The sequence below is a fragment of the Pseudomonas sp. GM74 genome (genome assembly GCF_000282455.1).
In the GTDB taxonomy this organism is placed as follows: domain Bacteria; phylum Pseudomonadota; class Gammaproteobacteria; order Pseudomonadales; family Pseudomonadaceae; genus Aquipseudomonas.
On sequence record NZ_AKJG01000075.1, the window covers coordinates 1 to 21,694 of the forward strand.

A 21,694-nucleotide genomic window follows, 5' to 3' on the forward strand; every position below is an offset into this window, starting at 1 on the left:
GCTGCTACAAAGGGTGTCGCGGCTGAAATTGCTTAACTGACTGGCAATAGGCGTCAGGCCTGAAATCAGGCCTGACGTGGTAGGGCGTATTACTCAGTGACGGTCGGAATCTTGCGCGGTGCCATGAAGTACATCCAGGTCAGTGCAATGAAGTACATCGCTGGAATCATGGTGAACAGCACGGTGTAGTTGTTGTTGGTGATGGTCAGGATGTGGCCGACCAGTTGGGTCATGAACATTCCGCCAATCGCCGCGCACATGCCGCCGAAGCCGAACACCGTACTCATCATGTGCTTGGGCGTGTAGTCCATCACCAGGCTCCAGATGTTCGCGGTCCAGGCCTGGTGTGCGCCGATGGCCAGGGAGATGGCGGCTACCGCGACCCACAGGTTGCTGGAACCGGCCGCCATGATCACGCCGATGATGCAGCAGGCGAACAGGAACATGGACATCAGTCGCGCCTTGATCGGGTTGACGCCGCGACCGATCAGGAACGAGGAGAGGATGCCGCCGCCAACGCTACCGAAGTCGGCAGTGAGGTAGATGATGATCAGCGGGATACCCATCTGGGTGACGTTGATGCCCAGGTTGTATTGCTGATTGAGGAACGGCGGCAGCCAGTACAGGTAGAACCAGAACACTGGCGCAGTGATCGAGTAGGCGAGGGCGAAGGCCCAGGTGCCGCGCATGCGCAGGATTTTCGAGAACGGCACGCGGGTTTGTTCCGGTTCGACTTCTTTCTGGATGTAGTCCAGCTCCGATTGTTTGACGCTCGGGTGGTCTTCCGGGTTGAAGTACTTCAAGCCCCAGAACAGCAGCCAGATCCCGCCCAGTGATGCCATGCACAGGAACGCGGCTTGCCAGCCCCAGACGTGCAGGATCAGTGGCAGCAGCATCGGCGTGAACATCGCGCCGACGTTGGTCCCGGCATTGAAAATACCGGTGGCTACCGCACGTTCACCGGCCGGGAACCACAGGCGCGTGGTTTTCACGCAGGCCGGGTAGTTGGCCGCTTCGGTCAGGCCGAGGATGAATCGGCAAACCATGAAACCGACCGCCGAAGTGGCCAGGCCGTGGGCTCCGGTCGCCAGGCTCCAGAGCAGCACCGCGCAGAAGAACACGCGCTTGACGCCGACCCGGTCGATCAAGCGGCCTTGCAGCACGAAACCGATGGCGTAACCAACCTGGAACCAGAAGTTGATGTTGGCGTAGTCCATCGCCGTCCAGCTCATTTCCTTGGCCAGGATTGGCTGCATCACGCCCAGGGCGGCGCGGTCGATGTAGTTCAGGGTGGTGGCGAAAAACACCAGTGCCAGCATGCCCCAACGGGTTTTGCCGACAGCCATGGCGCCGCGAATCTTGTCGCCGATGCCACCGGCAGTGACGTTCATGGCCGGAGCCATGCGTGAGCTTTGGGAAGGAATCATGTGTACCACCCGTTTTTTTGAATTTGTTATTTGGTGTTTTGGACATCGCGACCGGTGTTGCGTGTCCGGACTTAATGTGAGGACGATGTTGGGCAGTGGACAAAAAATCGTCAATTCGCTAATTACCATTTTGTTCGATAATCGAACACAAAACTAACTGGGTAGTACACTTTAAATTGCCCAAAGGCCAACCCGGCTCAATAATCCCCTCACTCTTTTAAAAGCGGCGCAAATTCCCTGTAGCCGAAGCCTCCACCGGGAGCCGAAAACATGCAGCGTTCCATTGCCACCGTATCCTTGAGCGGTACCCTGCCGGAAAAACTCGAAGCCATTGCCGCCGCCGGTTTCGACGGCGTCGAGATTTTCGAGAACGACCTCCTCTACTACGACGGTAGTCCACGGGAAATTAAACAGATGTGCGCCGATCTCGGGATCGCCATCACGCTGTTTCAACCGTTCCGCGATTTCGAAGGTTGCCGCCGCGATCGCCTGCCGCGCAACCTGGAACGCGCCGAGCGCAAGTTCGACCTGATGCAGGAACTGGGCACTGACCTGGTACTGGTATGCAGCAACGCCTCGACCGAGTCCATCGGTGATGAGCAGATTCTGGTCGACGACTTGCGACTGCTGGCTGAGCACGCCGGGGCACGTGGCCTGCGCATCGGTTACGAAGCGCTGGCCTGGGGCCGGCATGTGAACACCTGGCAACAGGTGTGGAACATCGTGCGTCAGGCCGATCACCCAAGTCTCGGCGTGTTGCTGGACAGTTTTCACACGTTGTCGCTCAAGGGCGATCCGAGCGCTATCGCCGAGATTTCCGGGGACAAGATTTTCTTCGTGCAAATGGCTGACGCGCCGATCCTGGCCATGGACGTGCTGGAGTGGAGCCGGCATTTTCGCTGCTTCCCGGGCCAGGGTGAGTTCGACTTGCCGGGGTTCCTCGCGCCGATCATCAAGAGCGGGTACACCGGGCCGCTGTCGCTGGAGATCTTCAACGACGGTTTCCGCGCCGCGCCGCCACGGGCCAACGCCGCCGACGGTTTGCGTTCGTTGCTGTACCTGGAAGAGAAAACCCGCGAGCGTCTGGTGCAGGAAACCAAGCCAGCGGTCAACTCCGGGATTCTGTTCGAAACGCCCAAGGCCAGTGAGTACAACGGCATCGAGTTTCTGGAGTTTGCCGTAGACGAAAGCCTCGGCGCCAAGCTCGCCCATTGGCTGGAGCGACTGGGTTTCGTCAAGGCCGGGCAGCATCGTTCCAAGAGCGTCAGCCTGATGCGCCAGGGCGATATCAATCTGATTCTCAACTCTGAACCTTACTCCTTCGGTCACAGTTTCTTTGAGGCCCATGGCCCTTCGCTGTGCGCGACCGCCGTGCGGGTCAAGGACAGCGCCAGCGCGCTGGCCCGAGCCGTGGCATACAAGGGCCAGCCCTATCGCGGGCTGGTCGGCCCCAATGAACTGGAGTTGGCGGCGGTGCGTGCGCCGGATGGTAGCCTGATCTATCTGGTGGACCAGGATGCCGACGTCTACGGCACCGACTTCAATCTGCTGGCGGATGCGCCGGTTAGCGGTGGTCTCAAGCGCATCGACCACATGGCCATGGCGCTGCCGGCCGACAGCCTCGACAGTTGGGTGCTGTTCTATAAGAGTCTGCTGGATTTCGAGGCGGACGATGAAGTCGTGCTGCCGGATCCTTATGGTCTGGTGAAGAGCCGTGCCTTGCGCAGCCGGGACAGTTCGATCCGTCTGCCACTGAACATTTCCGAAAACCGCAACACCGCGATCTCACACGCGCTGTCGAGTTATCGCGGCTCCGGCGTGCATCACATCGCGTTTGATTGTGATGACATCTTTGCCCAGGTCAGTCGTGCAAAAGAGGCGGGCGTGCCGCTGCTGGATATCCCGCTCAACTACTACGATGACCTGGCGGCACGGTTCGATTTCGACGACGAGTTCCTCAGCGAACTGGCCTACTACAATGTGTTGTACGACCGCGACGCCCAGGGCGGTGAGCTGTTTCATGTGTACACCGAGCCGTTCGAGGGGCGATTCTTCTTCGAGATCATCCAGCGTAAAAACGGTTATGCCGGCTACGGCGCGGCCAACGTCGCGGTGCGCCTGGCGGCCATGGCCAAATCCCGTAGCGGCGCATTGCGCCAGGCGAAGTTGTAGGTAATTCGTAAACGCGGGATTAAACGTGGGCCGCGCGGCTTCCTTCACCGTGCCGCGCGGCCCATAATCGCCAGCCTGTGCAGTGATGGCCGTGAGCCCGCAATGACAATGACTTCAGAACTCCCCGCAGCCTCCGTAGAACCTGGTGCCGAGCCGCGCAAGAGTCGCAAGAACAACCCGGAAAAGACCCGCGAAAACATCCTGCAGGAGGCGATTGTCGAATTCGTCCAGCAGGGGCTTTCCGGGGCTCGCGTCGATGCCATCGCCGAGCGCATCCACACCTCCAAGCGCATGATCTATTACTACTTCGGCAGTAAGGAACAGCTCTACGTCGAGGTGCTGGAGAAACTCTACGGCGATATCCGCAGCACCGAAAATCGCCTGCACCTGGCGGAACTGGCGCCGGTCGAAGCCATTCGGCGGTTGGTGGAGTTCACCTTCGATCACCATGATCGCAACGTCGATTTCGTGCGTATCGTCAGTATCGAGAACATTCACAACGCCGAGTACGTGAAGCGCTCCGATGCGATCAAGGCGATGAACAACACCATCCTCGATTCACTGGGCGAGATTCTGCGTCGCGGCGCCGAGCAAGGGCTGTTCCGTACCGGTCTTGATCCGCTGGATGTGCATCTGCTGATCAGTTCGTTCTGCTTCTATCGCGTCTCGAACCGCCACACCTTTGGTGAGATTTTTCAGATCGACCTGCCGGACGAACGCATCAAGCAGCGTCATCGGGAGATGATTTGCGAGTCGGTTCTGCGGTACCTGCAAGCCTGAATCCATCGCGGGCAAACACCGATCCTGTGGGAGGGTGGCTTGCCCGCGAAGCTTTTCAGTCATTCATGCTCTGGAAATGCTCAAGCATCCGCTGGGCATCCGGCACCACGCCACTGAACAACTCGAACGCCTTCACCGCCTGGAACACCGCCATGTTGCCGCCGTCCAGCGTGCGGCAACCGAGGGCGCGGGCGTTGCGCAGCAGTTCGGTTTCCAGTGGGAAGTAAACGATCTCCGCTACCCACAATTCGGCCCGCAGCAGTTCGACCGGCACCGGCATGCCCGGCAGCTTTTTCATGCCCATCGGCGTGGTGTTCACCAGACCGTCAGCCTGGGCCATGGCGCCGGGCAGGTCATACCCGGCCACCGCTCGAGCGACGCCGAAATGCTGATTGAGATTGTCAGCCAGATCCTGGGCGCGGCGGATGTCCACGTCAAAAATGCTCAGCTGTTGTACGCCTTCGCTCAACAATGCGTGGGCCACCGCCGCGCCTGCGCCGCCGGCGCCCATCTGTACGACACGTTCAACGGCAACGCCTTTCAGACCCCGGCGAAAACCTTCGGCAAAGCCCAGGCAGTCGGTGTTGTGGCCGATGCGTTTGCCATCCTTGAGTACCACCGTGTTGACCGCACCGATACTGCGGGCCTGCGACGAGAGTTCGTCGAGCAGCGGGATGATCGCCTGCTTGCAGGGAAAGGTGATGTTCAGTCCGGTGTAGTTCATGCGCTCGGCAGCCATCAACAGGTCGGGCAGGGCGTTGCTGTCGAGTTTCAACTGATCAAGATCAATCAGGCGATAGAGGTAGCGCAGCCCCAGGGCATCGCCTTCATGCTCGTGCATGGCCGGTGTGCGGGACGCCTGGATGCCGGCGCCAATCAGCCCGGCCAGTATCACGTGGTTTTGAGTCACGGCGATCACCCCTTCAAACGATGGCTGAAGTGTTCCAGCGCCAGGCGATAGCCATGGCTGCCAAAACCGGCCATCACCGCCGTTGCAATGGCGGATACGAACGAGTGGTGGCGGAAGGGCTCGCGGGCGTGGACGTTGGACAGATGGACTTCGATCACCGGCAGTTCGCTGGCAACCAAGGCGTCGCGGATGGCGACCGAGGTGTGGGTCCACGCGGCAGGGTTGATGACGATCCCGGCGCAGCGAGCACGGGCGGCATGAATCCAGTCGAGCAGTTCGCCTTCATGGTTGGTCTGGCGAAACTCCACTGCCAGGCCGAATTCTTCGGCGGTACGTGCGCACAGGGCCGAAATGTCTGCCAGGGTTTCGTGGCCGTAAGTCGCCGGTTCACGGGTGCCGAGCAAGTTCAGGTTCGGGCCGTTGAGCACCAGAACGATAGGGGACATCGGAATCTCTCCACTTATTATTTTTGGAACCGGCCGAAGATCCCGGCCTGTGGAGATAAATTGTACTAACTAGTTAATTCGGTCAATTGAAGTGAAGGCACGCTAGCGGTTTGTGTGCGGTGATCGGACACTTTCGGTGTTCAGCGCGGCAAATGTTCCACCAGAAAATCAATGAACGCCCTCAAGCGCAGCGGTACATGGCGACTTTGCGGGTACAGCAAGGTGAACGGCCGCGACCGCCCGCCATAGGGCTTGAGCACTTCCACCAGCGAGCCGTCGGCCAGTTCCTTTTCCACGATAAAACGATAGGTCTGAAACAACCCCGCCCCGTGTTTGGCCAAGGTGACACCGCCCAGTACATCGTCGGAACAACTGAGGCCGCCCTCGGCCAGAATCTCCCGGGATACGCCTTCATCGTTGAACAACCAGGCAATGCGCCGGCCACTGCTGGGCAATTCATACTGAATGCATTCGTGTTTTTCGAGGTCGTCGAGGGTTTGTGGAGTGCCGGCCCGTTTCAGGTAATCAGGGCTGGCGATCATCACCAGGGCGGCATCTTCCAGCTGCCGGGCGATCAGGCCGGAGTCAGGGATGGCTCGCACGCGAATCGCCATGTCGTAGCCTTCGCCGACGAAATCGATGTTGCGATTGCTGATGTGCGACTCGACCTTCACCGCCGGATAGCGCGCCCGAAATTCGGGCAACAAAGGCAGGATCCGATGATGCGCGTAGGTGGTCGGAATACTGATGCGCAAGGTACCGGATGGCACTTGCTGCTGGCCCATCACCTCGCGCTGTGCCTCGATCAGTTGCGCCAGGGCCAGGCGGCACTCCTCGTAATAGCGGCGGCCACTGTCGGTCAGCTTCACACTGCGGGTAGTACGCGCGAACAGGCGCACGCCCAGGCGTTCCTCCATGCGCGACACTGAACGGCTCACGGCAGCGGGGGTGACACCCGCCACCAGCGCCGCGGCAGTAAAACTGCCGGCCTCGGCGGCCAGGCAAAACAGCTCAATGCTGCCCAACTGAAGATCGTCGAATTGTCGCTGCATGATTGATTACACCGGGGATCAGATGAAGTACCCGACCCAGTATTTATCAGTCTCCCGCACACGAATACAAAGAAACCGTCACGAGGACGGCTTTTTTGTGGGGGCGTTTGCAATCAACGCCGGGTCAGCATCACCCCGGATTCCATGTGATGGGTCCACGGGAACTGGTCGAACATCGCGCATCGGGTGATGCGGTGGGTGTCGTGCAGTTGGGCGATGTTGGCTGCCAGGGTCTCCGGGTTGCAGGAGATGTACAGGATATTGTCGAAGCGCCGGGTCAGCTCGCAGGTGTCCGGGTCCATGCCGGCGCGGGGCGGGTCGACGAACACGCTGCCGAACTCGTAGCTCTTGAGGTCGATGCCGTGCAGGCGGCGAAACGGGCGCACTTCGTTCAGGGCTTCGGTCAGCTCTTCGGCGGACAAACGCACCAGGGTGACGTTATCCACGGCATTTTCGCTGAGGTTGCTCAATGCCGCGTTGACCGAGGTCTTGCTGATTTCGGTGGCCAGCACTTTGCGCACGCGGGTGGCGAGGGGCAGGGTGAAGTTGCCGTTGCCGCAATACAGCTCCAGCAAATCGTCACTGCGATCGCCAAGCGCGTCGTATGCCCAGTTGAGCATCTTCTGGTTCACCGTGCCATTGGGCTGGGTGAACGCGCCTTCGGGCTGGCGATAGCTGAAGGTGCGGCTGCCGACTTCCAGCTTCTCGACCACGTAATCGTGACCGATGACTTCGCGTTTGCCCTTGGAGCGGCCGATGATGCTGACGTTCAGGTCCGCTGCCAGTTTCGCCGCCGCCGCATGCCAGTGCTCGTCCAGAGGGCGGTGATAGCACAGGGTGATCATCGCGTCGCCGGCCAGAGTGGTCAGGAACTCCACCTGGAACAGCTTGTGGCTCAGGGGCGCGCTCGCTTGCCACGCTGCCTTCAGCTGCGGCATCAACTGGTTGATGCGCAGGCTGGCAATCGGGAACTCTTCGATCAGGATTGGCGTGCGTTTGTCTTCCTGGGAAAACATCGCGTAATGACGCTCGCCGGCCTCACGCCACAGGCGGAACTCGGCGCGCAGGCGGAAGTTTTTCAGCGGCGAATCGAAAACGGCTGGCTCCGGTGCATCGAATGGGGCCAGCAGGTCACGCAAACGCGTGACCTTTTCTTCGAGCTGAACGGCGTAGGCCTGGGAATCAAAAGTCATGCGTTGAACCAACCCAGCTTGATCACGAACAGAATCGACAGGATCACCAGCGCCGGGTTCAGCTCACGGCCACGACCGGACATCAGCTTGATGGCGGTCCAGGAAATGAAACCGAAGGCGATGCCATTGGCGATGGAGTAAGTGAACGGCATTGCCAGCGCGGTGATCACCACCGGCGCGGCGACGGTAATGTCGTCCCAGTCTATTTCGGCCAGGCCGGATGTCATCAGCACGGCGACGAACAGCAGTGCCGGCGCGGTGGCGAAGGCCGGAACGCTGGCGGCCAGTGGCGAGAAGAACAGCGCCAGCAGGAACAGGAACGCCACCACGATGGCGGTCAGGCCGGTGCGGCCACCGGCACTCACGCCGGCGGCGGATTCGATGTAGCTGGTGGTGGTCGAAGTGCCCAGCAGGGAACCTGCCATGGCGGCGGTGCTGTCGGCGATCAGGGCACGGCCCATTTTCGGCATGTGACCGTCTTTGCGCATCAGACCGGCGCGCTTGGCCACACCGATCAGGGTGCCGGAGTTGTCGAATAGATCGACGAACAGGAAGGCGAAGATCACGCTGACCAGACCGATGTCCAGTGCACCCTTGATATCCAGTTGCAGGAAGGTCGGAGCCAGGGACGGCGGCATCGACATCACGCCGCCGAACGGGGTGAAGCCCATCACGATGGAAATGATGGTCACCACCAGAATGCCGATCAGCACCGCACCGCGCACGGCAAGGGCTTCGAGGGCAACGATCAGGGCAAAGCCGAGGGTGGCAAGGATCGGGGCCGGTTGTTTCAGGTCACCGAGGCCGACCATGGTCGCCGGGTTGCTGACCACGATGCCGGCGTTGTGCAGGGCGATCAGTGCCAGGAACAGGCCGATACCGGCAGCAATCGCCGAGCGCAGCGGCAGCGGGATGCTGTTGATGATCCATTCACGGATGCGGAAGATCGACAGCAGGAAGAAGCACACCGCCGAGATGAACACCGCACCCAGCGCCACTTGCCAGGTGTGGCCCATGTGCAGGACCACGGTGTAGGTGAAGAAGGCGTTCAGGCCCATGCCCGGCGCGAGGGCGATCGGGTAGTTGGCGATCAGGCCCATGGTCGTCGAGCCGATGGCGGCGGCCAGGCAGGTGGCGACGAACACCGCGCCCTTGTCCATGCCGGTTTCGCCGAGGATGCTCGGGTTGACGAACAGAATGTAGGCCATGGCCAAGAAGGTCGTGACGCCCGCCAGAATCTCGGTCCGCACGTTGGTGTTGTGTGCCTTGAGTTGAAACAGCCTTTCCAGCATGTCTGCTCCCCGTGGCGCGCCGGGCGCCGTGAATGTATCGACCTCAACAGCAAAGCACAGGCAGCAGAACGCGCCTGGAAATTACTGTGGGCCGGAAAAAGCCGCGCATCATACCAGTAGCTTGGGAATATGGCTGCTTATGGCGGTGATCGTCGTCGATGTTTTGCGACAAAGCCAAGTGCGCCATACTGCGCGCTGGTTTTTTGGGGTAGGTGGGTCCTGCATGAAAAAGCGTCTGGTTGCTGCCTTCGGAGTAGGGTTGGCGTTGTTTCTCGGGGCTCAAGCGGCCATGGCGGCCTCGGCTCCGCCGCTGACGCAATTGAAGGTGCTCAAGGTCGCGTCGCCGTCCTGTGGTGTCGAGAACATCGACGAAGGGCAAACCCGGACGCGCTGCGATCACAACGGCCCGAACATCATGGTGTACGTGCTGGAAGTGGGGTACGGGCGTGAGGCCCATGTCGCCCTCGACGGTTTTGAAGTGAATGGCACACGGACACCGGTTTGCGCGTTCAAGAACGGCAACCTGACCAGTTGCACCCCCGGGGAAAAAACCGTCGGCTATTTGTATGCCCTCGATCTGGCGGGCAAACAGGAAGGCACGCTGACCTTCAGCAATACCTCGATCAACGCGCCCGGCAACACGATGTCGACGCAGCTTTACATCAAGTAAACACACGCCCCGAACAAGGGGCGGGAAAGCTGACTACGCTTAAAAGATCATTCCGTGGACAATACCCGATGACCTTTAGAGCCTTGATTGCCCTTGCCGAGGGCACAGACGACCTGCAAACCGTGACCCTGATCGACGTACTGCGCCGCGCCAAAGTGGAAGTGGTGGTGGCCAGTATCGAAGGGCGACGCATGCTCACATGCGCCCGCGGCACTCGCCTGACGTCCGATGCGATGCTGGTGGACTTGCTGGCGCAACCCTTCGACCTGATTGCCTTGCCCGGTGGTGCGGTGGGTTCGCAGCACCTGGCAGCCCACCAACCCCTGCAACAATTGATCAAGGATCAGGCGGCGGCCGGTCGCCTGTTCGCCGGCATCGCCGAAGCGCCCGCTGTGGCACTGCAAGCCTTTGGCGTTTTGCGTCAACGGCGCATGACCTGTCTGCCATCGGCCAGCCATCAACTGTTGGGCTGTAACTTCGTCGATCAACCGGTGGTAGTCGATGGCAATTGCATCACCGCCCAGGGCTCGGCTGGTGCATTGGCATTTGCCCTGGCGCTGGTGGAGCAACTCTGCGGAAAAGCCACACGTGCAGCGGTGGCGGGGGAGTTGTTGGTTTAGCCTGTTTAGACTTTCGCCTCTTCCTTTTCTTCATCTTTAGCCACGTGCATGCGATCGCGGCTGGCCAGTGTCGGGAACAGTTTGACCCACACCCCGGTCACCACCAGCGTGCCGATCCCGCCCATGACCACGGCGGGCACGGTGCCGAACCAGTGGGCAGTCAGGCCCGATTCGAATTCGCCCAACTGGTTCGAGGCACCGATGAACAGGCCATTGACGGCGCTGACCCGGCCACGCATTTCGTCCGGGGTTTCCAGTTGAACGAACGAGGCGCGGATCACCATGCTGATCATGTCTGCCGCGCCCAACACCACCAACACCGCCAGGGAAAACCAGAACGAGGTCGACAGGCCGAAGGCGATGGTTGCCACGCCGAAGATGCCCACGGCGGTGAACATCACCCGCCCGACGTTGCGCTCCACGGCAAACCGCGCCAGGAACAGCGACATCAGCAGCGCGCCCACCGCCGGCGCCGAGCGCAGCAGGCCAAGCCCCCACGGGCCGGTCAGCAGAATGTCCTTGGCGAACACCGGCAGCAGCGCCGTGGCGCCACCCAATAGCACCGCAAACAGATCGAGGGAAATCGCCCCGAGAATGTCCGGACGACTGCGGATGAAGCGAATACCCGCCAGCAGCGAATCCAGAGTGGCCTTGCCCTTGTTCAGCGGGGTTTGCCGGGCCGGCAGGTTGAGCATCAGCGAACAGGCGATGACATACAAAAGCACCGTCGGGCCATACACCCAGACGCTGCCGAAGGCGTAGAGCAAACCGCCGAGGGCCGGGGCGACGATGGTGGCCGATTGCTGAGCCGATTGCGCGGCGGCGACCGCACGGGGAAACAGCGCGCTGGGCACGATGCTTGGCAGCAGGGCCTGGGTGGTGGGCATTTCAAAGGAGCGAGCGGCACCGAGCAGGAAGGCCAGGATAAAGATCATTTCCCGGGTGACATGATCGGTGGCGCTACCGATGGCCAACGACAGGGCGATCAATGCCTGCAAGGACTGGCAGATCGCCGCGACCTTGCGCCGGTCATAGCGGTCGGCGACGTGCCCGGTGTGCAGCATGAACAGCACGCGCGGGGCGAACTCGACCAAGCCGACCAGACCCAGGTCGAGCACGTTGCCGGTCAATTGGTACAGGTTCCAGCCGATGGCCACGGTGAGCATCTGGAAGCCGCTGGCGGTAAATACCCGGGCCAGCCAGAACGCGAGAAAAGGGCGATGGTGACGTAACAGCAAGGGCTCTTGGCTGGGCATCTGCGGGAAGATCTGGGGGAGAGGGGGAACAACGAGATTATCACCAACCTGTAACAAGAAGTTGCCATGACAAAAAATTTAGTTAGCCAGACATCGATATCGAGAACACTGCCATTAACTGTGGGAGCGGGCTTGCCCGCGAATAGGGCGGTACATTCGACATAAGATATCGACTGACACTCCGCTTTCGCGAGCAAGTCGAATCGTCGCACCGCCGCTCCCACAGGGAATGTGTTGCAGTCGATGACAAAAGCCATGAGGCAACTTGTCACGCGGCAATAGACCACGCGGTTCATCCCCGAAATTGGGACTACTCTTTCAACGTTGATTGATCCAGATCAAAACCCACAAAAGGAATTGATCCGGCGGCCGCAAGGCCAGACTCCCTGCGTTGTGATGCGTGCAAAAAAAGAACAAACAGAGATTCGCCACACTCCATATCCGTGGGGGCCGTGGGTGCAGGCTTCCAGCCAGCAGCCGTACTACCTGACAGAGGAAGACTTATGTTCGGTTTAGAGGCACTTGATCTCGCCCGAATTCAGTTCGCGTTCACCATCTCGTTCCACATCCTGTTTCCGGCCATCACCATCGGCCTGGCGAGTTACCTGGCGGTACTCGAAGGCCTGTGGCTGAAAACCCATAACGACACTTACCGTGACCTCTACCATTTCTGGTCGAAGATCTTTGCCGTCAACTTCGGCATGGGGGTGGTTTCCGGCCTGGTAATGGCCTACCAGTTCGGCACCAACTGGAGCCGCTTCTCGGACTTCGCCGGTTCCGTGACCGGGCCGTTGCTGACCTATGAGGTACTTACGGCATTCTTCCTCGAAGCCGGGTTCCTGGGCGTCATGCTGTTTGGCTGGAACAAGGTCGGGCGTGGGCTGCACTTTTTCGCCACCGTGATGGTGGCCATCGGTACGTTGATCTCGACCTTCTGGATTCTCGCGTCCAACAGCTGGATGCAGACCCCGCAGGGCTTCGAGATCGTCAACGGTCAGGTCATCCCCACCGACTGGTTGGCGGTTATCTTCAACCCCTCGTTCCCGTATCGCCTGATGCACATGGCCACCGCAGCCTTCGTCGCCACGGCCTTCTTCGTCGGCTCCTCCGCGGCCTGGCATTTGCTGCGCGGCAAGGACAACCCGGCGATCCGCAAAATGCTCTCGATGGCCATGTGGATGGCATTGATAGTTGCGCCGATCCAGGCGGTCATCGGTGATTTCCATGGTCTGAACACGCTCAAGCATCAGCCGGCGAAAATCGCCGCGATCGAGGGCCACTGGGAAAACAAGGGCGACGAGGCGACTCCGCTGATTCTGTTCGGCTGGCCGGACATGAAGGAGGAAAAAACCAGGTTTGCCGTCGAGATCCCGTATCTGGGCAGTCTGATCCTCACGCACTCCCTGGACAAGCAGGTGCCGGCGCTCAAGGAGTTCCCGCCTGAAGACCGGCCGAATTCGACCATCGTGTTCTGGTCGTTCCGGATCATGGTCGGCCTGGGCATGCTGATGATCTTCACCGGTTTGTGGAGTTTGTGGCTGCGCAAGCGTGACACCCTCTACACCTCGCGGCCTTTCCTGTACCTGGCGCTGTGGATGGGGCCGTCCGGTCTGATCGCGATCCTCGCCGGCTGGTTCACTACGGAAATCGGCCGTCAGCCGTGGGTGGTCTATGGCCTGATGCGTACGGCGGATGCGTCGTCCAACCATAGTTTCATGCAGATGAGCATCACCCTGATTCTGTTTGTCGTAGTGTATTTCGCGCTGTTTGGCGCCGGTCTTGGCTACATGATGCGCCTGGTGCGCAAGGGGCCGAAGATCGACGAAGGCAAGGAAACCAACGACGGTGGCCCCGGCCAGAAACGCACACCGGCCCGGCCGTTGTCCGCAGCCGACGACGATCACGCCGATGCCGGCCACAGCCTGACCAAGGAGATTTGAATCATGGGTATTGATCTTCCGCTGATCTGGGCTGTGATCATCATCTTCGGCATCATGATGTACGTGGTCATGGACGGTTTCGACCTGGGCATCGGCATTCTCTTCCCGTTCATTCCGGGCAAGACCGATCGCGATGTGATGATGAACACCGTCGCCCCGGTCTGGGACGGCAACGAGACCTGGCTGGTGTTGGGGGGCGCGGCGTTGTTCGGTGCCTTTCCGCTGGCCTATTCGGTGGTGCTCTCGGCGTTGTACCTGCCGCTGATCCTGATGTTGATCGGGTTGATCTTTCGCGGCGTGGCCTTCGAGTTCCGCTTCAAGGCCAGGGACGACAAGCGCCACCTGTGGGACAAGGCGTTCATCGGTGGCTCGCTCACTGCGACTTTCTTCCAGGGCGTTGCGCTCGGCGCGTTCATCGACGGGCTGCCTGTGGTCAATCGGCAGTTCGCCGGTGGTTCACTGGACTGGCTGACACCGTTCACGATGTTCTGTGGTGCGGCGCTGGTGGTGGCCTATGCCCTGCTCGGTTGCACCTGGCTGATCATGAAGACCGAAGGCAAATTGCAGGAACAGATGCATGACCTGGCACGGCCATTGGCCTTCGTGCTGCTGGCGGTGATCGGCATCGTCAGCATCTGGACCCCGTTGGCCCACACGGATATCGCCGCACGCTGGTTCACCATGCCAAACCTGTTCTGGTTCATGCCGGTGCCGATTCTGGTGCTGGTGACGATGTACGGCCTGATCCGTGCCGTGGCCCGCAACGCGCACTACACGCCGTTCCTGCTGACCCTGGTGCTGATCTTCCTCGGTTACAGCGGGCTGGGCATCAGCCTGTGGCCGAACATCATCCCGCCGTCGATCTCGATCTGGGACGCCGCCGCGCCGCCGCAAAGCCAGGGCTTCATGCTGGTGGGTACGCTGTTCATCATCCCGTTCATCCTGGGCTATACCTTCTGGAGCTACTACGTGTTCCGCGGCAAGGTCACCCATGAAGACGGTTACCACTAGCCTTATAGAAAACCTGTAGGAGCGAGCTTGATCCGGGCGGCGCTCCGACGATGGCGTCGGATGCGACGCCATCGATCTTGAAGAGGATTGACGTTATGGCTGCCAAACATTCCCTGCACGACATTGAAGAAGCCGAAAAAAAGCCGCTGTGGCAGCGGCTCGGCTGGTTGGCCCTGATCTGGGTCGGCAGCGTGGGTGCCTTGTTCATCGTCGCCAGCCTGATGCGTCTGTTCATGAACGCTGCCGGCCTGACCACGCACTGACATCTCTCCCGTGGCCTCAGGACACGGATTTACAACCCTCCGACCGGAGGGTTTTTTTTGCCTGTTACTTGCGCGCCTTGAGGATCACGAATTTCGGATTGGCCGCCACTTGCTCTACGCCACGGAACAATCGCGCCAGCTTGCTGTGATAGCCCAGGTGACGATTGCCGACGATGTACAGCGCGCCGCCCACGACCAGTGCTTCGCGGGCCTGCTGGAACATCCGCCAGGCCAGGAAGTCGCCCACCACCTGTTGCTGGTGAAACGGTGGATTGCACAGCACGACGTCAAGCGATTGCGGTTCCTGGCCGGCCAGGCCATCACCGGCGCGCACGATCACCTCCCGTTCACCCAAGGCTGCGCGCCAGTTCTCGGACGCCGATTGCACCGCCATGAACGACTCGTCCACCAGCGTGTAGTGGGCCTCGGGGTTTTGCAAGGCGCTGGCGATGGCCAGGACGCCGTTGCCGCAACCGAGATCGGCGACCCGCGCCGAACCGAGGTTTTTCGGCAGGTGTGGCAAAAATGCCCGGGTGCCGATGTCGAGGCCTTCGCGGCAAAACACATTGGCGTGGTTGAGCAGTTCGATAGCCGGTTCGTCGAGTCTGTATCGCGTTGGGTAAGGCGACACCGCTGGCGTTTTGTCCTGAGCCGTGGCAATCAACAGCCGCGCCTTCTTCACCGCCAACGAGGCTTGCACGGGGCCGATGTAACGCTCCAGCAAGTCGCCCGCCGCTCGGGGCAGATGCTTGATCATGGCGGCGGCAACCACTTGGGCGCCGGGTGCCAGTTGGCCTTGCAGGCGGATCAGTTGTTCTTCCAGCAGGGCCAGGGTTTTCGGTACACGGATGAGTACGCAGTCGAACGGCCCGGCTGGGGTTTCGCTGGCGGGTACGCTCGGCACTGCATCAAAGGCCAGGCCGTTGCGCACCAGGTTCTTTTCCAGACCCTGCAAAGCCAGGAACGAATCACCGCTGCTGACCACCCGCACCTTGCCTGCCAGGCTGGCCGCCAATGCGCCGAAACTGTCATTGAGCACCAACACCCGGGTGTCCGACGCTGGCTGTTGTTCGGCCAGATGATTGAGCAGGTATTCATCGGCTGCATCGAAAGCTTGCAGTGGTTCGTTCTGCTGTTCGGGCTGGCGGATCAGGTCGAGGCTGGCGAAGGGTGTTTCGAGCAAAGGCATGGGGCGGGGCTCTGGGTAATCAACGGATGTCCCGCTGCCCGAAGGCGTTGGAGCGGGCGGAGCTGTCCGAGTGTACTGCGTCGTGCAGGTCTACACGCCATCACTCAGGAAGGACCGCAAATGGTACGTTTTTTTTGACTGGATTACCCGCAGGTTTTCCCGCAATCGGGCGTTTTCAGATGGCTCCGGACCGGGCCGCGGCGATGACTGCCGCAATCTTGTTATTGACGCCGAACTTCTCGATAGTCCTATGCACATGAAAGTTGACGGTGCGTTCACTCAAACTGAGGATCCTGGAAATTTCATAGGCCGTCTTGCCATCGGCCGACAGTTTCAATACTTCGAGTTCCCGCCGTGACAAGGGGGGAGCCTGGGGGCAAGCCGGTTTTCTCGCTTGCATTCCGATCGCCAGAGCGTGCAAATGGCGACTGATGAACACCGAGAATCCAAGATGCTCATAGAGCTCAAAGGCTGAAATCGGGCAATGACTTCTGGCCAGGCTGAGGATACTGCGCAGACCGCTTTCCTCATCGTGGATCGCCTGGGACCAGCCATGCTGCAAGCCTTGTTGCTGCAGCAACTGCCATAGCCATGGCGTCCTGGAAAAAAGCTCTTCACTCCAGAGAACAGGCAACATTGAGTGATTGCAGTGCGCCACTATTGGGTCTATTTGTGCGGTGCTGTTTTTTTTATATTGAAAATTCCACTCATGGGGGAAATTGTTCAGGTTTACCGTACTGGCTTCGGCCCCGACTGAGTTCGAAGTAATTGAAAAACCACAAAATTTATATCCAAGGTTTCTAACGAAGTTGAGTGCGATTCGATAGGCCGTATTGATCTCTTGCGTGTGCGCCAAATGATTGAGCTGTGACTCCTTCCAGATCTCCATACAGTGATCTCCATGTCTGTTGTCCAGGTGCAATATCGGATCCGAAATACGGCACGTCACGGAGTGTAGGACAGTTCTTACGGAAGCGGTTCGACAATTTTGCTCTTTTGACTGTTGAAAAAGTGTGGTTCAGGTTCTTAGGCGATAGATGAGTTATGAAATGCCATATGTCATTTTATAATCATGGTTGTACGCCGCATCTAATAAACGATCAGTAGTGCTTGTTAATACCACTACAAATTGTCGGTGGTTACGCTGCTTTCTTTGCGGGACACTGGGGTATCTTTCGATTGGAGCCTTCCATGTCCGTCAGTGAAGAAAAGTTTACCCGACAGACCTTGTTCGAGGTTCATCCCCTGACCCCGAGCCTGTTTACCTTGCGTGCCACCCGCAATGCCGGGTTTCGGTTTCGGGCGGGGCAGTTTGCCCGATTGGGTGCCACCAAGGCTGACGGCAGCACGGTGTGGCGCGCCTACTCCATGGTGTCCTCGCCCTATGACGAGTTCCTCGAGTTCTTTTCCATTGTCGTACCGGGCGGTGAGTTCACCAGCGAACTGAGCCGGCTGGGGGTTGGCGATGCATTGCTGGTCGACCGCCAGGCCTTCGGTTACCTGACGCTGGACCGGTTCGTCGATGGGCGTGATCTGTGGTTGTTATCCACAGGCACGGGCATCGCGCCGTTCCTGTCGATACTTCAGGATTTCGAAGTCTGGGAGCGATTCGAGCGGATCATCCTGGTCTACAGCGTTCGCGAAGCCCGGGAACTGGCTTATCAGGAACTGATCGCAGGGCTGGCCAAGCGTGAGTATCTGGCGGAGTACGCCCATAAACTGCAGTTGATCACCACGGTCACTCGTGAGCGGCATCCCGGGTCATTGAACGGGCGGATCACCACGCTGATCGAAAACGGCGAACTGGAGCGCGCCGCGGGTGTTGCGCTGACCCCTGAGCATTCTCGGGTCATGCTGTGTGGCAATCCGCAGATGATCGATGACACGCGCAAGCTGCTTAAACAGCGGGACATGCACTTGAGCCTCAGCCGGCGGCCCGGCCAGGTGGCGGTGGAAAACTTCTGGTAAAAAAAACGGCGCCTCGTAGGCGCCGTTTTTTATGCTAATGCCGTCAAGGCCGGTTGTTCTGGACCTTGAGCAAGTCGCGAATCTCACCCAGCAACTCTTCTTCCTTGGTTGGAACCGGCGGCAGGCTAGGGGCCACGGCCTCTTCGCGCTTCAGGCGGTTGATGGCCTTGACGCCCATGAAGATCGCGAGGGCGACGATGATGAAGTCGATGATGGTCTGGATGAATTTGCCATAGGCCAGCACCACCGCCGGCGTCGCACCCTCTGCTGCCTTGAGCGTTATGGCCAGATCACTGAAGTCCACGCCACCAATCAGCATCCCGATTGGCGGCATGACCAGGTCACCGACAAACGATGTGACGATCTTGCCGAAGGCCGCACCGATGATGATGCCGACGGCCATGTCGACCACGTTGCCTTTGACCGCGAAGGCCTTGAACTCGTTTAGCACGCCCATAGGTTATTTCCTTGTTACAGATGAGGTTGATGAACGCAGTGTAAATCAGCCAATCGCATTCTGCTCGAATCAACGGCCTGCCGTGCTTGCCGGCAATCGATCCGGGTGCTCATGGAAAACTCACCGATTGATTTCATCTGTGGACCAGCCAGCCCGTCTGCGGCGGTTCACCTACGGCTCTTTTTTCAGCGATATGACTTGGCTTGTGTGAGCGAATCAGGTTGAAGGACCATCCTTGAGTTGCGATGTTGAAATGGTTCGGGTAATTGTTAAACAAAAAATCGGTATTGAAAATTGATTGCGGCTGCAACGCTGTTAACTGTTTCGTTAGTTTGGGGCGTGCTTTGTGTGAGTTTTTTTGAAGTTATGCATTGGGTGTGTAAATGATTAAAGCTTGTACAGGTTTTTAAGGGGCAGTAAGGCGTGTCTCAAGTGTTTGTTGAGCGTGTTGGATAAAAACTTATACAAGGTTTTTGTATAGCGGTCGTATTTCAATAAAAGCACGAATGTAATAAGGCAATTTGTAATCATCAAAGAGGTTACAAAATATCTGGCCGCACTCGCATGCCTCAGCTGAGCTATCATCGCGTTTTTTTCCGGGGGTTCCGATGGCCAAGGCCAAGCGCATGTACGGCTGCACCGAGTGCGGCTCAACCTTCCCCAAATGGGCCGGCCAGTGCGGTGAGTGCGGGGCCTGGAACACGCTTACCGAAACCATGGTGGAAAGTGGTGGGGCAGCCGCCCCCAGCGGTCGTACCGGCTGGGCCGGCCAGCAGGCGCAGATCAAGACCCTGGCCGAAGTCAGTGTCGAAGAAATTCCGCGTTTCTCCACCGCTTCCAGCGAGCTCGACCGGGTTCTGGGGGGCGGTCTGGTGGATGGCTCGGTGGTGCTGATCGGTGGCGACCCTGGCATTGGCAAGTCGACCATTCTGTTGCAAACCTTGTGCAACCTCGCCAAGAGCATGCCGGCACTGTACGTCACCGGTGAAGAGTCCCAGCAGCAAGTGGCCATGCGTGCACGACGCCTGGGGTTGCCTCAGGATCAACTGCGGGTCATGACCGAAACCTGCATCGAAGCCATCATTGCCACGGCCCGTCAGGAAAAGCCCAAGGTGATGGTGATCGACTCGATCCAGACGATCTTTACCGAGCAACTGCAATCGGCACCGGGCGGTGTATCCCAGGTGCGTGAAAGCGCGGCGTTGCTGGTGCGTTATGCGAAACAGAGCGGTACGGCGATTTTCCTGGTGGGCCACGTCACCAAGGAAGGCGCGCTGGCTGGCCCTCGGGTGCTGGAACACATGGTCGACACCGTGCTGTATTTCGAAGGCGAGTCCGACGGGCGCCTGCGTCTGCTGCGGGCGGTGAAGAACCGTTTCGGAGCAGTCAATGAACTGGGCGTGTTCGGCATGACCGACAAGGGCCTGAAAGAAGTCTCCAACCCTTCGGCGATTTTTCTGACCCGTGCCCAGGAAGAAGTTCCGGGTAGCGTGGTGATGGCAACCTGGGAAGGCACGCGGCCGATGCTGGTGGAGGTACAGGCGCTGGTGGACGACAGTCACCTGGCCAACCCGCGTCGGGTCACGCTGGGGCTGGATCAGAACCGGCTGGCGATGTTGCTGGCGGTACTGCACCGTCACGGTGGCATTCCGACCCACGACCAGGACGTGTTTCTCAACGTGGTCGGCGGGGTCAAGGTGCTGGAAACGGCGTCCGACCTGGCACTGATGGCGGCGGTGATGTCCAGCTTGCGCAACCGGCCGTTGCCCCACGATCTGCTGGTGTTCGGAGAAGTCGGGCTTTCTGGTGAGGTGCGTCCGGTGCCGAGCGGTCAGGAGCGATTGAAGGAGGCCGCCAAGCACGGCTTCAAGCGGGCCATCGTGCCCAAGGGCAATGCGCCGAAGGAGGCGCCGGCCGGGTTGCAGATCATTGCCGTGACCCGGCTGGAACAGGCCCTCGACGCACTCTTCGAATAACGCCTGTCTCCCTGTAGGAGCTGCCGCAGGCTGCGATCTTTTGATCTTGAAAATGCAAGATCAAAAGATCGCAGCCTGCGGCAGCTCCTACACAGAAGTACGTTCAGATCTCGATCAGGGCACCGAGTTCTCGCTCCAGCTCCTGCGGATCAGCGAGGTTGAGCTCGATCAATCGCCGCAGGCGCTCGATGGACTCCAGGCTGATGTGCAGGCAGACAAAGCCGAGCTGGCCATGGTCATCGTGGGCCAATTGCACATCCATGGTGATGTCGGCCTCTTCGCTCAGATGAATGTCGACCAGAAAATCCTGCTCTGGATTGCCCAGCCACGGATCGGGTCGTTCGATCAGCAAGCCCTTGAGCGACAGGTCGATCAACTTCACCGGCCACGTGGACTCACCCTGGCTCAGCTCGGTTCGGGCATCGAACGCAATACGTTTGAAACGGCGACGTTCGGCAGGGTGCTCGCTCATGGCACGATCCTCGGAAATGTACGCTGACTATAGACCCGCATGATCAAAGGCTGCCAGCGCGTGCAGGTGTCTAGACCAATGTCGGGGTATGGTCTTTGCCGTCAGGAACGCTAAACTCGGGGTGGCTTTCTTTCTTGTCCACTCTGGCTGGAATAATAAAATGAAAAATAATAATAGCCCGCTACGCCATTTGCCTTGGCTGGTGCTGGCAATCGTAGGTGCGTGCGCCCTGGGTGTAGTGGCATTGCGCCGAGGCGAGGCAATCAACGCCTTGTGGATTGTGGTCGCTGCCGTGGCCATCTATCTGGTCGCCTACCGCTACTACAGTCTGTTCATCGCTAACAATGTCATGCAACTCGATGCGCGACGGGCCACTCCCGCTGTGCTCAACAATGACGGTCTGGACTACGTTCCAACCAACAAGCACATTCTTTTCGGTCACCACTTCGCGGCCATTGCCGGCGCGGGGCCTTTGGTCGGTCCGGTATTGGCGGCGCAGATGGGCTACCTGCCCGGCACGCTGTGGCTGATTGCCGGTGTGGTGCTGGCCGGTGCCGTTCAGGACTTCATGGTCCTGTTCATGTCCACCCGCCGCAACGG

21 protein-coding genes are annotated in these 21,694 nt (G+C 59.5%); 10 read left to right on the top strand and 11 right to left on the bottom strand.

Going from position 1 to position 21,694, the window contains the following annotated elements:
• Positions 1-89 precede the first annotated feature (89 nt).
• Positions 90-1,427, bottom strand: a complete 1,338-nt coding sequence (locus PMI34_RS11905) for an MFS transporter (protein ID WP_008050764.1) — start codon at positions 1,425-1,427, stop codon at positions 90-92.
• 270 nt (positions 1,428-1,697) lie between these two features.
• Here PMI34_RS11905 and quiC point away from each other — a divergent pair, with 270 nt between their 5' ends.
• Positions 1,698-3,599: a 3-dehydroshikimate dehydratase QuiC gene (gene quiC / locus PMI34_RS11900; RefSeq protein ID WP_008050765.1), complete on the top strand. Its 1,902-nt coding sequence runs from the start codon at positions 1,698-1,700 to the stop codon at positions 3,597-3,599.
• A gap of 102 nt (positions 3,600-3,701) precedes the next feature.
• Positions 3,702-4,379: a TetR family transcriptional regulator gene (locus PMI34_RS11895; RefSeq protein WP_008050766.1), complete on the top strand. Its 678-nt coding sequence runs from the start codon at positions 3,702-3,704 to the stop codon at positions 4,377-4,379.
• 55 nt (positions 4,380-4,434) lie between these two features.
• Here PMI34_RS11895 and PMI34_RS11890 read toward each other — a convergent pair whose 3' ends face one another.
• From PMI34_RS11890 to PMI34_RS11870, 5 genes are all read right to left on the bottom strand, one after another.
• Entirely contained in the window at positions 4,435-5,289 is an 855-nt protein-coding gene (locus PMI34_RS11890; protein WP_008050767.1) for a shikimate dehydrogenase, read from the bottom strand.
• Positions 5,290-5,294: 5 nt separating this feature from the next.
• Complete coding sequence (aroQ, locus tag PMI34_RS11885) at positions 5,295-5,735, bottom strand: type II 3-dehydroquinate dehydratase (protein ID WP_008050768.1); 441 nt, start codon at positions 5,733-5,735, stop codon at positions 5,295-5,297.
• 140 nt (positions 5,736-5,875) lie between these two features.
• Positions 5,876-6,787, bottom strand: a complete 912-nt coding sequence (locus tag PMI34_RS11880) for a LysR family transcriptional regulator (protein WP_008050769.1) — start codon at positions 6,785-6,787, stop codon at positions 5,876-5,878.
• A 113-nt stretch (positions 6,788-6,900) separates the two neighbouring features.
• Positions 6,901-7,980, bottom strand: coding sequence for a tRNA (uridine(54)-C5)-methyltransferase TrmA (trmA, locus tag PMI34_RS11875; RefSeq protein ID WP_008050770.1), 1,080 nt, complete (start codon positions 7,978-7,980; stop codon positions 6,901-6,903).
• Positions 7,977-9,272 (bottom strand): NCS2 family permease, encoded by a 1,296-nt coding sequence (locus PMI34_RS11870; RefSeq protein ID WP_008050771.1) that lies wholly within the window; start codon positions 9,270-9,272, stop codon positions 7,977-7,979. Before PMI34_RS11870 ends, trmA begins: the two co-directional genes overlap by 4 nt.
• 223 nt (positions 9,273-9,495) lie before the next feature.
• Between PMI34_RS11870 and PMI34_RS11865 the strand changes: the two genes are divergently transcribed.
• Positions 9,496-9,942 carry a DUF4879 domain-containing protein gene (locus tag PMI34_RS11865; RefSeq protein WP_008050773.1) on the top strand — a complete coding sequence of 149 codons (447 nt, stop codon included), beginning with the start codon at positions 9,496-9,498 and terminating at the stop codon, positions 9,940-9,942.
• Between the two features lie 68 nt (positions 9,943-10,010).
• Complete coding sequence (locus tag PMI34_RS11860; protein ID WP_008050775.1) at positions 10,011-10,562, top strand: DJ-1 family glyoxalase III; 552 nt, start codon at positions 10,011-10,013, stop codon at positions 10,560-10,562.
• Between the two features lie 5 nt (positions 10,563-10,567).
• Here the strand turns inward: PMI34_RS11860 and PMI34_RS11855 are convergent, their stop codons facing one another.
• Entirely contained in the window at positions 10,568-11,818 is a 1,251-nt protein-coding gene (locus PMI34_RS11855) for an MFS transporter (RefSeq protein ID WP_008050777.1), read from the bottom strand.
• 503 nt (positions 11,819-12,321) lie between these two features.
• Between PMI34_RS11855 and PMI34_RS11850 the strand changes: the two genes are divergently transcribed.
• The 3 genes from PMI34_RS11850 to PMI34_RS28230 all read left to right on the top strand — a co-directional run bounded on the left by PMI34_RS11850 (position 12,322) and on the right by PMI34_RS28230 (position 15,032).
• A complete protein-coding gene (locus PMI34_RS11850) occupies positions 12,322-13,758 on the top strand; it encodes a cytochrome ubiquinol oxidase subunit I (RefSeq protein WP_008050778.1) in 1,437 nt (478 codons plus the stop codon).
• Between the two features lie 3 nt (positions 13,759-13,761).
• Positions 13,762-14,769, top strand: coding sequence for a cytochrome d ubiquinol oxidase subunit II (gene cydB, locus PMI34_RS11845; protein ID WP_008050781.1), 1,008 nt, complete (start codon positions 13,762-13,764; stop codon positions 14,767-14,769).
• A 95-nt stretch (positions 14,770-14,864) separates the two neighbouring features.
• Positions 14,865-15,032: a DUF2474 domain-containing protein gene (locus PMI34_RS28230; RefSeq protein WP_007975773.1), complete on the top strand. Its 168-nt coding sequence runs from the start codon at positions 14,865-14,867 to the stop codon at positions 15,030-15,032.
• 64 nt (positions 15,033-15,096) lie between these two features.
• On the opposite strand, the gene PMI34_RS11840 is transcribed toward PMI34_RS28230, so the two are convergent.
• Positions 15,097-16,221 carry a methyltransferase gene (locus PMI34_RS11840; protein ID WP_008050782.1) on the bottom strand — a complete coding sequence of 375 codons (1,125 nt, stop codon included), beginning with the start codon at positions 16,219-16,221 and terminating at the stop codon, positions 15,097-15,099.
• A 175-nt stretch (positions 16,222-16,396) separates the two neighbouring features.
• A complete protein-coding gene (locus tag PMI34_RS11835; RefSeq protein ID WP_008050784.1) occupies positions 16,397-17,110 on the bottom strand; it encodes an autoinducer binding domain-containing protein in 714 nt (237 codons plus the stop codon).
• Positions 17,111-17,412: 302 nt separating this feature from the next.
• Between PMI34_RS11835 and PMI34_RS11830 the strand changes: the two genes are divergently transcribed.
• Positions 17,413-18,189 carry a ferredoxin--NADP reductase gene (locus tag PMI34_RS11830; protein WP_008050791.1) on the top strand — a complete coding sequence of 259 codons (777 nt, stop codon included), beginning with the start codon at positions 17,413-17,415 and terminating at the stop codon, positions 18,187-18,189.
• A gap of 43 nt (positions 18,190-18,232) precedes the next feature.
• Here PMI34_RS11830 and mscL read toward each other — a convergent pair whose 3' ends face one another.
• Complete coding sequence (gene mscL, locus PMI34_RS11825; RefSeq protein WP_008050793.1) at positions 18,233-18,646, bottom strand: large-conductance mechanosensitive channel protein MscL; 414 nt, start codon at positions 18,644-18,646, stop codon at positions 18,233-18,235.
• 608 nt (positions 18,647-19,254) lie between these two features.
• Here mscL and radA point away from each other — a divergent pair.
• The gene (gene radA, locus PMI34_RS11815; RefSeq protein ID WP_008004292.1) at positions 19,255-20,622 is read left to right on the top strand and encodes a DNA repair protein RadA; all 1,368 of its coding nucleotides are present in this window, start codon (positions 19,255-19,257) and stop codon (positions 20,620-20,622) included.
• A 103-nt stretch (positions 20,623-20,725) separates the two neighbouring features.
• On the opposite strand, the gene PMI34_RS11810 is transcribed toward radA, so the two are convergent.
• Positions 20,726-21,094 (bottom strand): PilZ domain-containing protein, encoded by a 369-nt coding sequence (locus tag PMI34_RS11810; protein WP_008050796.1) that lies wholly within the window; start codon positions 21,092-21,094, stop codon positions 20,726-20,728.
• 160 nt (positions 21,095-21,254) lie between these two features.
• Here PMI34_RS11810 and PMI34_RS11805 point away from each other — a divergent pair.
• Positions 21,255-21,694, top strand: a 440-nt coding sequence (locus PMI34_RS11805; RefSeq protein ID WP_008050797.1) for a carbon starvation CstA family protein, incomplete at its 3' end; no start/stop codon positions are given.

Coding starts and splice junctions, on each gene's coding strand:
- PMI34_RS11855 (WP_008050777.1), bottom strand. CDS start 11,818: ATGCCCAGCCAAGAGCCCTTGCTGTTACGTCACCATCGCCCTTTTCTC.
- PMI34_RS11850 (WP_008050778.1), top strand. CDS start 12,322: ATGTTCGGTTTAGAGGCACTTGATCTCGCCCGAATTCAGTTCGCGTTC.
- quiC (WP_008050765.1), top strand. CDS start 1,698: ATGCAGCGTTCCATTGCCACCGTATCCTTGAGCGGTACCCTGCCGGAA.
- PMI34_RS11860 (WP_008050775.1), top strand. CDS start 10,011: ATGACCTTTAGAGCCTTGATTGCCCTTGCCGAGGGCACAGACGACCTG.
- PMI34_RS11895 (WP_008050766.1), top strand. CDS start 3,702: ATGACAATGACTTCAGAACTCCCCGCAGCCTCCGTAGAACCTGGTGCC.
- cydB (WP_008050781.1), top strand. CDS start 13,762: ATGGGTATTGATCTTCCGCTGATCTGGGCTGTGATCATCATCTTCGGC.
- PMI34_RS11830 (WP_008050791.1), top strand. CDS start 17,413: ATGTCCGTCAGTGAAGAAAAGTTTACCCGACAGACCTTGTTCGAGGTT.
- PMI34_RS11840 (WP_008050782.1), bottom strand. CDS start 16,221: ATGCCTTTGCTCGAAACACCCTTCGCCAGCCTCGACCTGATCCGCCAG.
- PMI34_RS11905 (WP_008050764.1), bottom strand. CDS start 1,427: ATGATTCCTTCCCAAAGCTCACGCATGGCTCCGGCCATGAACGTCACT.
- PMI34_RS11880 (WP_008050769.1), bottom strand. CDS start 6,787: ATGCAGCGACAATTCGACGATCTTCAGTTGGGCAGCATTGAGCTGTTT.
- PMI34_RS28230 (WP_007975773.1), top strand. CDS start 14,865: ATGGCTGCCAAACATTCCCTGCACGACATTGAAGAAGCCGAAAAAAAG.
- aroQ (WP_008050768.1), bottom strand. CDS start 5,735: ATGTCCCCTATCGTTCTGGTGCTCAACGGCCCGAACCTGAACTTGCTC.
- PMI34_RS11835 (WP_008050784.1), bottom strand. CDS start 17,110: ATGGAGATCTGGAAGGAGTCACAGCTCAATCATTTGGCGCACACGCAA.
- mscL (WP_008050793.1), bottom strand. CDS start 18,646: ATGGGCGTGCTAAACGAGTTCAAGGCCTTCGCGGTCAAAGGCAACGTG.
- PMI34_RS11865 (WP_008050773.1), top strand. CDS start 9,496: ATGAAAAAGCGTCTGGTTGCTGCCTTCGGAGTAGGGTTGGCGTTGTTT.
- trmA (WP_008050770.1), bottom strand. CDS start 7,980: ATGACTTTTGATTCCCAGGCCTACGCCGTTCAGCTCGAAGAAAAGGTC.
- PMI34_RS11870 (WP_008050771.1), bottom strand. CDS start 9,272: ATGCTGGAAAGGCTGTTTCAACTCAAGGCACACAACACCAACGTGCGG.
- PMI34_RS11810 (WP_008050796.1), bottom strand. CDS start 21,094: ATGAGCGAGCACCCTGCCGAACGTCGCCGTTTCAAACGTATTGCGTTC.
- radA (WP_008004292.1), top strand. CDS start 19,255: ATGGCCAAGGCCAAGCGCATGTACGGCTGCACCGAGTGCGGCTCAACC.